Consider the following 12,260-nt stretch of genomic DNA (forward strand, 5'->3'; position numbering starts at 1 on the left):
CGGATAGTGTGTTAAGTGTAACATTTAATAGGCACTTGTCACCTCAACTCCATATCGTATGGCTGCTATAAGTACGTCAATGTTTATAGCCTCTAACCGTTTGAACTTAATGCAATAGCCGCTTATACTGGCCTTGCCAAGTGTTTCTCCATAGGTCTGGGCCAAGTATTTTTTATCATCAATGCCAAGGATATAGACTGAGATCCCTGTTGTATTCGCACTGAGACCAATCTGATAGAACGCTCGGGTTTTTCCATCAGCATAGTGTATGGTATACAATCCATAACCTATATTTGGATTACTAACAACCTTATTATCAGCATTTTTCCCATCCAGAAACCAGAGCTTACAGGCTGGCATTTCCTGCAGAATAATGTTGTGCAACGCCTTCATGTCGCTTCGTTTTGGTTCAGGCTGGCTAGAAATATACGTTTCGATTTGTTCTTCTATGCGCATATACGATCGTTCATTGCTGGTTACAAATTCGCCATTAAAGATATTGTTTCGCCCAATCACTAATTCACTCAATCACTCAATTAGTTAGGCCAATTGGCGAATCTGAATCCGGTTGGGATGGCTGTAGAGGTTAAAACGCTCGTCGCGGACGAAACCTGCTACCGTGATGGCTGCTTCCTGCGCCATTTGTACGGCCAGACTCGACGGAGCCCCTACAGACGCCAGCAACGGAACTCCCGCCATCCAGCTTTTCTGCACCAGTTCAACGCCAACCCGGCCACTCAGAAAAATGCCATACTGACTCAGGGGTAGCCATCCTTGCCAGAAAGCAGCGCCTATGAGTTTGTCCAGTGCATTGTGCCGACCGATGTCCTCACGAACCAGCAGCAAATTGCCCTGCGTATCAAACAAGCCAGCCGCGTGAATACCTCCCGTATAGGCATAGGCTCGCTGCGTATCCCGAACGCGGTTGGGCAGGGCATGTAGCACGGATGGCTCCAGCGAAAAATCAGCCAATATAGGTCCGGGTGTACGAGCTTTTATGGCGTCGATGGTGGTTTTGCCACACAAGCCACAACTGGCTGAGGCAAAGGTACTACGCTCCAGTCGCGACCAGTCGACTATGACCTCTGGCTGAAGTTCAACCCGAATCACGTTACCCTCCTTGTCGGCATCGTTTACGCAATGCCGGCACGAGACAATATCGGCTGGAGACTGAATAATGCCCTCTGTAAACAGAAATCCCATAGCCAGTTCGGCATCATGACCGGGCGTCCGCATGGTTACCGCCACCGAACGCTGCTGACGGTCCTCGACCGGGCCGAAACCCAGCCGTATCTCCAGTGGCTCTTCAACAGCGAGTAGATCGGGCTTTTCAATAAGTGTTTCGCCAGACACTTTCTGAATGGTTATGGGAGCGACAAGCGACATGCGGATACGGGTTTTGGAAACAACGTAATGGCAAGGATAAAAGTTATGGTTGACTTGTTTAAGCTTTTACCTAGTCGCCATTTTTGTCATGCTGACGAAGGAATCGGACCGCCGAAGCGGCATCTTACAAGTATCCTTACGACTAAATCAGGGAATCTTAAGATGCTTCCTTCGTCAGCATGACAAAATGCCCCCATTATAAGCTTATTCCCTAAACCTAGAACAATAAACTTTTCCGGCAAAATATCGTAATTTTCATCCATGAAAGTTCCCTTATCAGCTCTTTCGTTCGACGCCCTGCACGATCGCTGGCTCCGCCTGATTGGTATTCCACTGGCGGTGGTGCCGTTTGTGGCGCTGACGATTGCTGCCTATGGGTATAATACCCAACTGGTTCTGTTGATGAGTGTCTGGGGGCTGATTTCAACGTCTGTACTCTGGCATTTGCTGCTTTGGTGGGTCATCCGCGTACGTATGGAATACCCCGGTCGCGAAAACACCCGCAAGCGAATTGTCAAAACGTTTGGTGGCTATTCGCTCTTCACCATTCTCGATCAGTGTTTTGAAACCCGCGTACTATATCAACTCGATCCGACTGGCTTGCTACCCGAACCTGCCTTTCCAGTCGATTATTTGGTGCCGATAGCGATGGCGTTGTTTTTCGTTGTTGTCGTCGGGAGCTATTATGAAGGCTCGTATAACCTGAGCCAGTATCGCAAGGCGGTTGAACGAACGGAGGCCGTGAAGAAAAAGCGACTAGAGAATGAATTAGCCCGGTTGAAGAGTCGGGTAAACCCGCATTTTCTGTTTAATAGTCTGAACTCGTTGTCGGCACTGATCAATGAAGATCGTCAACGTGCCGGGGCCTTTCTGGACGAACTGTCGAGCGTATACCGGTATATGCTCCAGGCCAGTCAGCGATCGCTGGTACCTTTGCGTGAAGAATTGGCCTTTCTGGAGGCTTATCGGTATTTGCTGAACGAACGCTATGGGTCTGCTCTACGCTGGCAACTGAGACTGAATGATGTCTCCAATGAATGGATGCTGCCTCCGCTCACACTACAAATATTGGTCGACAACGCCATCAAATACAATCGACTACTACCCGATGAACCGCTGACGATTACCATTCAGTATTTGGATGATAATCGGCTGGAGGTTTTGAATACGGTTCAGCAAAAAGGCATTCAGGTAAAAACGCAACCGGGTGGACTGAGCCAGCTCATTGCTCAGTATGGCGCCCTTGGCCTTCCTCCTGTTCAGGTTTCCGATAATGGAAAGACATTTCGGGTAAGTCTGCAAATGACCTCGCAAAACCAGAACGAAACCAATCCTATAGCGATCTGACGCCCGTGAATCTGAATATTTTTACCCGACAGGATACGCGCATTGCCTTGTTCATTTTGCCAGGCATTTACGGATTTAACAACTTTGCGCTGTTTGGTTCAGCTTACTTCGAGCGTTGGGACATCTTTTTGCTGGCGACGGTAGCCATCATCTTTATCTGGACACCCGCTTACTTTCTTCATGCGGTTCCGGCATTGTGGCTACGTCAGCGATTTCCGCTTGTTCGCCAAACAGCCATGCGGTTGTGTCTGGCCTGGGGCATTCATGTATTGATGTCGTCGACGGTGATACTGGCGTGCTTTTATGGCTACAAGTGGCTCCACTTTCCGGGTTTCGTATTCAATCCCGACCGTTTGCAGCTAACAATCCTGCTAACCGCCATCATCAATCTCATCGTCAATGTGGTGCATGAGAGTATCTATACCTTCGAACAATGGGATGCAGCCTTGCGCGAAGCCGATCAGCTACAGCAGGCCAATCTACGGAGTCAGCTCGATGGCCTGAAAGGGCAGATCAATCCGCATTTTTTGTTCAATGCCCTTAATTCGCTCTCGTCGCTGATTGAAGAAGATCCTGAGCAGGCCCAGCAGTTTATCGATGAAATGAGCAGCGTCTACCGGTATATGCTTCGGGCCAACGAAACCGAACTAGCGACCCTCGATCAGGAACTGGCCTTTACCCGTTCGTATTTCCATCTGCTTCGAACCCGGCATGGTGATCATCTGCGTCTGGAAGAAGCCATCAGCGGGCAATTTTACAACTACCTGATTCCACCACTTACCTTACAGTTGCTGCTCGAAAATGCCGTAAAACACAATATCATTCTGCCCGATCAACCCTTATTCATTCGCATCGAAACCCGCGAGGATGGCAAACTTATTGTTCAGAATAATTTACAGCGCAAGAAAAGCCGTGTTTTGTCGAACCGGGTTGGTCTGGCCAATATCGTCACCAAATACAAACTGCTGGGTGAAGGCGATGTAGCCGTCGAAGACGAAGAACCGTATTTTACAGTGACGATTCCGCTGATAAAGGGATAATGGATAATGAATAATGAATAATGAATGTCTGGTAACTGTATTCATTGTTCATTATTCATTATCCATTATTAAAAACTAATGGTTGCTGAGGCTTTCAGGGCGAAGGAATTTAGTGGGATGCCGTTCGGGCCGTCGTCAAGGTAGTTGAGCCGGTGAATGGCTTGTATCCGAATCAGTTTGAAAATATTATCGATACCATAGCCCAATTCCATATAGGGAATCGCTTTGTCGAGCGCTCCAAAATAAATAGGCCGCACTCCACCGGGCAGTGGCTTACCAGTAGCTACCTGTTGATTCTCCTTCGACAAACTTCCCCAGAGTGCATCTACATTGGCAATTAAGCGCCAGTTGAACTTCCGAATACCCGGCAGACGATTGAATAGTAATCCCTCAAATCGATGCTGTATATGCATGGCTACAAACCGATCGCTGACGAACTCGTAGAACTGCATACGGTTGAACGTATTGACTGTTAGCAAAGGCGTAGGGTTGCCAATATGCGGGAATAGCATTGGCGCAGGCATCACATTGGGTGTATATCCAGCCGACAACAGGTAGGTCATGCGGCCGAGTGGCCCAAGCCGGAACGACTGTTGCGCCCGCATTGTGACCCGATGATAATTGTATTCACCTCCTAACGATTTTAGCCCGCGCGTATACCGGATGGTAATGACAGGAGCCCGTTTGGTACCCAGTGTGATGCGTTCGTTACCGTCCATGATGTATTTCTCTTTGCGGGCCAGCCGGGCTTCTATCGACCAGAAGGCATCGTCAATATCGGACCGTAACGGCGACTGATCGCCCAATTCGGGTTCGAGTCGGTAATGGAACGGAAAGAGCGGGTCGAATGTACGTGTACCCAGCATGGCGGTCAACAGCACGCCCTTGACCGGTTCTGTCTTGAAAAAGATTTCTTTCTGGTAACTCTGGTAACCACCCCGGTACCGACCAAACCGGCTTAACGCATAAAACATCCGATTGCCGCCAATCAACTCTGGCGTTAGCCCAAGCCGTTCCAGATCGTAGGATATCCGAACGCCCGCAATAGTCCAGTGCTGCCGCGAAAACAGGTAATCTATTTCGGCTCCGTACTTAAATTGGTTGTCGAGCGTTCCGTAGGCCAGATAGCCCCGTAATATCCAGTTTCGGCTAAATTGCTCATTGGTCCGGAAGCCGATCCGCGTTCGTAAGCCTTCCACGCTGTTGATGGCAAACAGGTATGGATAAGGCCCCAGATCGAAACCACCCAATTTATAAAAGCCCGTAACCAGAATTTGCCCAACGGCTTCAGCTTTCTTAACCGCCGGAACCGCACGGAGCTTATCAATCACTTCACGGGTTTTTCGGTCTTCGGTATTCAGCGAATCGGCCCCGGCCAGGTTTTTCTGAACCGAATTCCAGAAGGCGTCATTCTGCGTAGCTACCGTATCGCTCGGCTCAATGGCCTGCTCATAAAAGGAGGGTTGATGAGGTCGGTTCACCACAATATTGTTATTACGGAGAGTCACCTGCGCCCGCAACCCAAGCGATTGCTTACCAACCCCGGTCAGATTAGCCGATAGACGAATGCTCACAGGCAACCAGCCAGCCGTCCCCGTAGCCCCTGCGGTTGAATCGGTTGTCGACTCCAGTTCCTGTTCAATCGTCAATGAACGCACATAGTTCAGGTTGGCCGCGTTGCCAATTTTGGTCTCAATCTGGCAAAGAGCAAAGGTGGTGGTATCGATCCAGGCTTTGCCGGTAAAGACCAGGTCTTCGGGTCGTTTGGGGTCAAACTGAATTTCGTAGCAGATATGATCGCCAATCTGAGTGGTATCGGCCAGAAAGAACTCGTACCAGTTTTTCCAGTTATCGCCAATAGGCGACGCAAAATCTTTACCCAGAATCGGGATGTAATTGTCGTAGAAATTTTGACTGACCAGGTTTGTACCACCCAGCAACTGCGAACTTAGCCCCGCATCATCAACGGCTACGCCTTTGATCCGGGTTTTCCGAATGTCTTCCCGTTTGCGTTCGGGGCCGGTTCGATAATAATACCGTGATACGGATTCCGACGCCAGGAGCGGTAGTAATCGATGTCCTTCATCGTCCACAATTGAATCCTGCTGGCTCATAGCCTGATTGATTCGTTTGATGAGCGGATTCCGGCGCATCCGATCCGAAACATGACTCAGCGCAATTTCGGTTTTTACGTAGCTATCGTATTCATAAGCGGCTAGGCGTTTTCGATCGTTGATGTTCCGATTTTTACGTACCTGACGAAGCACACGCCAGGCAGGGTTTTCGCCCGCTTTAACAGTTACCTCCTGCAAGGCCGTTCCGGCCGATTGCAGCTTGAAATCAACGGCCTGTGATGTACGCTCAGGGTTAATGGCCAGCCGCAGGATTTTATACCCCATCGAGCTCACAGCCATGGAGTCCGTTAAGATTTTAGCAACTAATGTGTAACGGCCTTTTTCGTCTGTCAGCGTACCTACCCGTCGCCCTACCAGTGAGACACTCGCAAAGGGAATCGGCTCGCCCGTATGCGAATCTGTAACCAGACCTGTAACAGTAAAATTAGTCTGCGCTTTTACCACGCTGAAGGTATTGGCAAGGAGAAGGCAGGAAAAGAAAAAGAATAGACGTTGCAGACGTTTCATAGATTAAATTACGGTCTGCTAAGTTACAAAAAACATGTTAATACTTAAGTAAAAAGTACTAGCCAATACTACAATTAAATTCCTAACTGTCAATACATTATAGGATAGTGTCACATATTATTAACCAACCAGCCATATCCGGTCGGCATCGGCCCCCTGTTCGGTCCATTCGACCAGCACCCGTTGCGATTCTAACGTATTCACCCGCTTGCCTGTATAATCAGGTTTAATAGGTAAATCGCGGTTGTATCGCCGGTCGATCAAGACCAGTAGCTCCACTTTCCGGGGTCGGCCAAAAGCGGTCATCGCATCCAGGGCCGCCCGAACCATACGCCCGGTTGCCAAAACATCATCGACCAGAATGACTCGCTTATTTTCAATAATAAACGGCACATGTGTTGTGTTGGGGCGAAGGGGCGTATCGCGCCGACGGAAATCGTCCCGGTAAAAGGTGGCATCCAGATAACCAAGTGGTACAGCGTATCCCAGCGTATTTGTTAACTCACGAGCTACCCGTTCGGCAAAATAAATACCCCGGGGCTGCATTCCCAGAATCACGGTATCAGCAAAATCCTGGTAGGTTTCAATTAATTGCTGCGCCAGTCGACTAATCACAATTTCGAGCAGCGGACTGGACAAAATCAGGCGTTGTTGGTTCATGGGGTAAAGATAGTCGTTTAGATGGTAGTCAAAAGTCGCGGGCGAACCCTAAAATCCTACAAATGCAGTATTGTCGCTATATTAGATGCTCCTTAGAATTGCACTTCGTTTGAAACTACGCGACGGCTATGAAACGAAGGATACTCCTAACCTTCTTCCTGCTCCTAAAAACTGCCTTTAATTCTGTTCATGCACAGAATATTGCGGGGTATTGGCTGGGTGTAACTACACCAAGCGTTCCTAGTCAGGAAATCTATAATTATGCCATGATGCTTACGCAGACGAATTTCGCCATTAGCGGCACGGCACAAACATCTGATCCAAATGTACCTTTCAGCGGAATTGTTTACGTAACCGGCACGCTGGCCAACCCCATATTTTCATTTTCAGAATCGGATAAAAATGGTAGTATCGATGTCAAGGATGTTTGTTTCTGGCGGGTGAAATTGACTTACAGTCCTGTCGAAGAAAGCATGCTGGGCACCTACGAACACATTGTCAACGGCACTACCTGCACCAAAGCCGGTGGAGGAAAGATGGATCTGTTCCGAATCGTCTTAAAATCTGGAACCAAGTATTGCAAAGGAAAGCCCGTTAACTTACTGGTCACGGGTCAGAACATCCGCTGGTATTCGTCAGCGGCTAAAACAACCCTACTCGCTACCGGCAATCGATTCAGTCCCAACATTACCCGAACAACTACCTTTTACATAACCCAAACGCTGTATCAAAACGAAAGTCCGCCCGTTCCGATTACGGTCGAAGTGGTTGATCCAACGATTAAAGCGGTATCTACTAACTCAGGCTGCGATAAAGCGAACGGCTCCATCTCAGTAACCGCTTCGGGCTCCACTGGCTGGCAATACAATATAAACGACGGCCCTTTTCAGGACACACCTCTGTTTGCAGGTCTTCGTCCGGGCTCTTACAAGATTGTAGCTAAAGATACCGCTGGTTGTCAGGCAGCGCAGACTGTTACCATTACCACCGATGCGGGTCCGTCCATCACTAGTGTAAAAAGTACTCCACCCCATTGCGAAACAGCCAATGGCGAAGTGAATGTTGTAGCATCGGGCGGAAAAACGCCCCTCACCTACTCCATCGATTATGGGATTACCTATCAATCCAGCCCCACATTTACCAAACTAGCTGGTGGAGCTTATACCCTGCGGGTACGCGATGCCAATGGCTGCGAAACGAATAGTGCGGTCAATCTGCCCAATGCCAATCCAATCGTCATTCAGAGTACCGCAGTTTCGCCTACCTCCTGCGGTCAGGCCAATGGGCAGGTAAGTTTGAGTACATCGGGCGGAAAATCGCCCGTCCAGTATAGCATTGACAATCAAACGTTTCAGACTAACATCATTTTCACGGGTCTTCAGGCAGGCACGTACACACTTCTGGCGAAGGATAGCGAAGGCTGTACAGCCAGTCAGTCGGTGAGTATAGCTGCCAGTACAGGCCCTTCCATTTCTGATGTAGAAACGACTCCGGAAAACTGTGGACAGGCCAATGCAACGTTGCTGATAAAAGAAAACAATGGCCCTTCGTTATTTTATTCACTCAACGGCAGTCCCTATAAACCAGCCACCTCGTATTCGGGCCTAAAAGCTGGTGCTTATACACTTTCGGCCAAAGATGCCACGAACTGTATCGCCACCCGAACGGTCGACATTCGGCTCGATTGCGTTAATCTGATCCATCTGCCAACAGCCTTTTCGCCAAACAGAGATACTTACAACGACGAGTTGAAAGTGTATTTCGCGTTTCCATCGCTTACCATTGCCCGCTTCACAGTTTATGACCGATGGGGAACGGTAATCTATAATCGTGCTAATTTTGTGCTGGCAAGTGGTGACTCAATCTGGGACGGCCAACAGAACGGCCAGCCAATACCCGTTGGAATGTACACCTATCGACTGGACTGCCTGTTTCCCGATGGTACTCAAACCACTTACCGTGAGTCGGTATCTTTACTGAATTAATCCACAATTAGCTCTTGTAAGCTCTATGGGCTCCCATACGAACGGAGCCGTTTCGTTATTTTTATGAAATTTCTACTTGTTGGTTTGGGCAATATTGGCCCCGAATATGCGCTAACCCGCCACAATGCCGGTTTTATGGTTCTCGACCGGCTAGCTGCTCAACATGGTTTCTCCTTTTCGATGACTCGCCTGGCCTATACGGCACAATGGCAGCATAAAGGCAAGCAATTATTTTTTGTGAAGCCAACCACGTATATGAACCTGAGCGGCAAAGCGGTTAACTATTACCTGAAGCAGGAGAAGATACCCGTTGAAAATCTGCTGGTTATTACCGACGATAAAGATTTACCGTTTGGCAAGCTACGCCTGAAACCTAAAGGCTCAGCAGGTGGGCATAATGGGTTGCGCAATATTGATGAGGTTCTGGCCACACAGGAATACGCCCGACTGAGGGTTGGCATCGGCAATAATTTTTCGAAAGGCCGACAGATTGACTTTGTGTTAGGTCAGTTTCCGGAGGATGAATTGATCCAATTACCTGACTATTTAGACCGTGCGGGCGATGCGGTTCTCTCTTTTTGTACTTTGGGCATACAGACGACCATGAACAATTACAACCAATGATATAACTTTTTAAAGAATTTTATAATTTTACCAAGGCATATTTTATAGACATCAACCTCATACTAGTTAAAATTATATTTGGTTTTAAGTTTAAAAATAGCCAAATTTTCAAAAAAACACGGTACAATCAAGATTAAATTCGGAATATAATTCTAAAACGGGCTATATAGGCCACTTGCGATTCAGGAATTTCTACGGATATTTGTGCGTTCAATAACTGAAACCAAATAGAACAAAACAATGAAATCGCGTGTTATCTTTGCATCACTGATTCTTGGATTAGGATTAGCGACATCTCAGGCAGACGCGGCTACCACCACCAATACTGATGATAGCCCGGCCGCCAACAAGCCGGCAAGTACAATGCTTGTCAATGGTTCGCAAAAGAATTTTACTTCTTATGTAGAACAAAACATTGCCAAGTACACAAATACTACCAACTGGCAAAACTTTATGAGCGTAGTCTCGTTGTACAATCAAAACCCGGCCGCCGTGCTGAACCTCAGCGCCAACGATCAGGTTAAATTCAACGAAGCAGTTGCTCAATTGAAAAATAAACTGGCCAAACGTAACGATGCGGTCGCCAGTCATTGGATGAATCAAGCCGGTCACACGGCCAAGATGATCAATTTCCTTTGGGATGCGAATCAAACCTTGAGCCAAGCCGCTGACATTCAATAATTTGAATTAAATCCGGTTTTCAAACGGGATTTGGAACAGAAAAGAGTAAAAGTTAGTTTTTCATGTAGAAAAGGTTAAGGGTTTAGGAATAGTCAGTATAAGGTTCTCTGCAATGATCAGGGAACCTTATCTTTTTTACAGGCCCTTCCTCCTGAAAATTCTTTGCATTTAGCCAATCCGAAAACGTTTACTCCATACCTCGCGACACCATTTGTCTACCCAGCCAGTTTGCTTGAATATGCTTTAAGAGTCAGCACAGCTTATCACCCAAACTGAGTGCCTGACAATTCTTTCTCTTTTTTCGACAGGACAGCCCACAGAAACGACACTTCATAAGTAAAGCAAATGCAGTTTTCATAAAATAGCCTCTATTTGCAGCCCTAACGATCTTACTTACGTTTAGTCCATTATGATTGAGTCCGTTGCGGCTTTATACCGACGCCTACCGCCTGTTCGCCCCCAGACCCAGTGGCATTTTCTGCTGCTGTTTCCCTGGTTTATCCCGTTACTGACCTATTGGGTTATTGGCGAACGTTACTGGTCTGACCCCTGGACGTTTATCACGGCGACAACGCTCAATCTGACTATTGCAGGCACCTGCCTGATAACGCTCGATCAGCTTACCCAACTGGTGATTCGTCGCTACCCCGACCTTGACCAAACCTGGCATCGAGTCTGGCGGTTATTGGCCGTATTTATGCTGGTAACTCCCTGTTTTGTTTTCGGAACGATCACCTTATATGGCAGCTTTCACCTGTTCGGCTACACCTATGATGCAACCGCCTTACCAGTTAGTCGTATCGCCCTGATTAATGCCCTGGCTAATATATTATCGGTTAGTATTGACGAGAGTACGTATTCGCTGAAGAAGTGGCGGGAGAATACCTTCGAAAAAGAACAGCTAAAGAAGATCAACATTCAAAGCCAACTGGAAAGCCTGAAAAGCCAGGTAAACCCGCATTTCCTGTTTAATAGTCTCAATACCCTATCGTCGCTGATCGACGACGACCCCGAAAAAGCCGAAGAATTTGTGGATGAGATGGCAAATGTCTATCGGTATCTGCTGCAAACCAATGCGGGTTTGTTAACAACCCTGCAAACAGAGTTATCGTTTATCCAATCCTACTTCCATCTGCTCAAAACCCGCTACGGAGCCGGTATTCATCTATCGATTGATGTGGCCCCGCAGTACACCAACTTTTTGCTCCCTCCGCTCACCCTACAGATGCTGGTTGAAAATGCCGTCAAGCACAACGTCATTCTGGCCAGTAAACCCCTTTCGATCGATATTAAAACCACCGACGATGGCCAGCTATTAGTTGTGAACAACCTCCAGCGGAAAACCGGCCGTGTACTATCCAATCAGGTTGGGCTGTCGAACATCACCACCAAATACCAGCTCCTTACGCATACGTCTCCCGTCGTTTCGGACGATGATCATTACTTTATGGTGCGGCTACCCTTACTCAGCCCGGCTAAAACGACCTGATTTTGCCACAGTAGCCATACAGTTACGTCACCTCGCGAATACCGGGGTTTCTGTGTTTTCAGTAAGAGTGTTTAAGCTTTTGTAGATAGGCTAAAATGAGCGTTTTCATGTCTTTTCGATCTGAATACGCTGTAATTTAAGTTTTCTGTCATTCCGACGAAGGATGAATCTTCGGATCAGTACAGTCGTTTCTCCCTTACCCGAAGATTCCTCCTTCGTCGGAATGACAGAAAAATACTATAAAACTTTTATTACGGTGTAGTTAATACACTGTAATAAAAGTATTATAGTATTTTAGGAGTATGAAAAAGCAACACGTAATGCTGAGCGATGAACATCAGAATCACCTGCGTCAACTCCTGAGCAAAGGTACTCTGTTCGCTAAAACCTTCAAACGGGCTACGGC

At 47.6% G+C, this 12,260-nt stretch carries 10 protein-coding genes; 6 read left to right on the forward strand and 4 right to left on the reverse strand.

The genetic code is table 11. The features are described from left to right. Positions 1-24: 24 nt before the first annotated feature. Positions 25-456 (reverse strand): DUF1801 domain-containing protein, encoded by a 432-nt coding sequence (locus ACYVFD_RS35180; RefSeq protein ID WP_461095308.1) that lies wholly within the window; start codon positions 454-456, stop codon positions 25-27. An 84-nt stretch (positions 457-540) separates the two neighbouring features. Further along, positions 541-1,386, reverse strand: coding sequence for a formate dehydrogenase accessory sulfurtransferase FdhD (fdhD, locus tag ACYVFD_RS35185; RefSeq protein WP_461095309.1), 846 nt, complete (start codon positions 1,384-1,386; stop codon positions 541-543). A gap of 261 nt (positions 1,387-1,647) precedes the next feature. On the opposite strand from fdhD, the gene ACYVFD_RS35190 reads away from it, so the two are divergent. Both ACYVFD_RS35190 and ACYVFD_RS35195 read left to right on the forward strand, forming a co-directional pair. Further along, on the forward strand, positions 1,648-2,733 hold the full coding sequence (locus ACYVFD_RS35190) for a sensor histidine kinase (RefSeq protein ID WP_461095310.1): 1,086 nt from the start codon (positions 1,648-1,650) through the stop codon (positions 2,731-2,733). Between the two features lie 5 nt (positions 2,734-2,738). Continuing rightward, on the forward strand, positions 2,739-3,773 hold the full coding sequence (locus tag ACYVFD_RS35195) for a sensor histidine kinase (RefSeq protein ID WP_461095311.1): 1,035 nt from the start codon (positions 2,739-2,741) through the stop codon (positions 3,771-3,773). A 68-nt stretch (positions 3,774-3,841) separates the two neighbouring features. Here ACYVFD_RS35195 and ACYVFD_RS35200 read toward each other — a convergent pair whose 3' ends face one another. Continuing rightward, positions 3,842-6,415, reverse strand: coding sequence for a DUF5686 and carboxypeptidase-like regulatory domain-containing protein (locus ACYVFD_RS35200; RefSeq protein ID WP_461095312.1), 2,574 nt, complete (start codon positions 6,413-6,415; stop codon positions 3,842-3,844). A 120-nt stretch (positions 6,416-6,535) separates the two neighbouring features. Continuing rightward, positions 6,536-7,075 (reverse strand): bifunctional pyr operon transcriptional regulator/uracil phosphoribosyltransferase PyrR, encoded by a 540-nt coding sequence (gene pyrR, locus ACYVFD_RS35205; RefSeq protein WP_461095313.1) that lies wholly within the window; start codon positions 7,073-7,075, stop codon positions 6,536-6,538. Positions 7,076-7,203: 128 nt separating this feature from the next. On the opposite strand from pyrR, the gene ACYVFD_RS35210 reads away from it, so the two are divergent. From ACYVFD_RS35210 to ACYVFD_RS35225, 4 genes are all read left to right on the forward strand, one after another. After that, positions 7,204-9,060 (forward strand): T9SS type B sorting domain-containing protein, encoded by a 1,857-nt coding sequence (locus ACYVFD_RS35210; RefSeq protein WP_461095314.1) that lies wholly within the window; start codon positions 7,204-7,206, stop codon positions 9,058-9,060. 63 nt (positions 9,061-9,123) lie between these two features. Next, a complete protein-coding gene (gene pth / locus ACYVFD_RS35215) occupies positions 9,124-9,684 on the forward strand; it encodes an aminoacyl-tRNA hydrolase (protein WP_461095315.1) in 561 nt (186 codons plus the stop codon). Positions 9,685-9,924: 240 nt separating this feature from the next. Next, on the forward strand, positions 9,925-10,365 hold the full coding sequence (locus ACYVFD_RS35220; protein ID WP_461095316.1) for a hypothetical protein: 441 nt from the start codon (positions 9,925-9,927) through the stop codon (positions 10,363-10,365). Between the two features lie 409 nt (positions 10,366-10,774). Continuing rightward, positions 10,775-11,854, forward strand: coding sequence for a sensor histidine kinase (locus ACYVFD_RS35225; protein ID WP_461095317.1), 1,080 nt, complete (start codon positions 10,775-10,777; stop codon positions 11,852-11,854). Positions 11,855-12,260 lie beyond the last annotated feature (406 nt).

The sequence above is a fragment of the Spirosoma gilvum genome (assembly GCF_054776815.1).

What these genes read in the sequence shown, in the direction of transcription:
- fdhD (WP_461095309.1), bottom strand. Translation starts at nt 1,386, where the DNA reads ATGTCGCTTGTCGCTCCCATAACCATTCAGAAAGTGTCTGGCGAAACA.
- ACYVFD_RS35225 (WP_461095317.1), top strand. Translation starts at nt 10,775, where the DNA reads ATGATTGAGTCCGTTGCGGCTTTATACCGACGCCTACCGCCTGTTCGC.
- pyrR (WP_461095313.1), bottom strand. Translation starts at nt 7,075, where the DNA reads ATGAACCAACAACGCCTGATTTTGTCCAGTCCGCTGCTCGAAATTGTG.
- pth (WP_461095315.1), top strand. Translation starts at nt 9,124, where the DNA reads ATGAAATTTCTACTTGTTGGTTTGGGCAATATTGGCCCCGAATATGCG.
- ACYVFD_RS35180 (WP_461095308.1), bottom strand. Translation starts at nt 456, where the DNA reads ATGCGCATAGAAGAACAAATCGAAACGTATATTTCTAGCCAGCCTGAA.
- ACYVFD_RS35220 (WP_461095316.1), top strand. Translation starts at nt 9,925, where the DNA reads ATGAAATCGCGTGTTATCTTTGCATCACTGATTCTTGGATTAGGATTA.
- ACYVFD_RS35210 (WP_461095314.1), top strand. Translation starts at nt 7,204, where the DNA reads ATGAAACGAAGGATACTCCTAACCTTCTTCCTGCTCCTAAAAACTGCC.
- ACYVFD_RS35190 (WP_461095310.1), top strand. Translation starts at nt 1,648, where the DNA reads ATGAAAGTTCCCTTATCAGCTCTTTCGTTCGACGCCCTGCACGATCGC.
- ACYVFD_RS35200 (WP_461095312.1), bottom strand. Translation starts at nt 6,415, where the DNA reads ATGAAACGTCTGCAACGTCTATTCTTTTTCTTTTCCTGCCTTCTCCTT.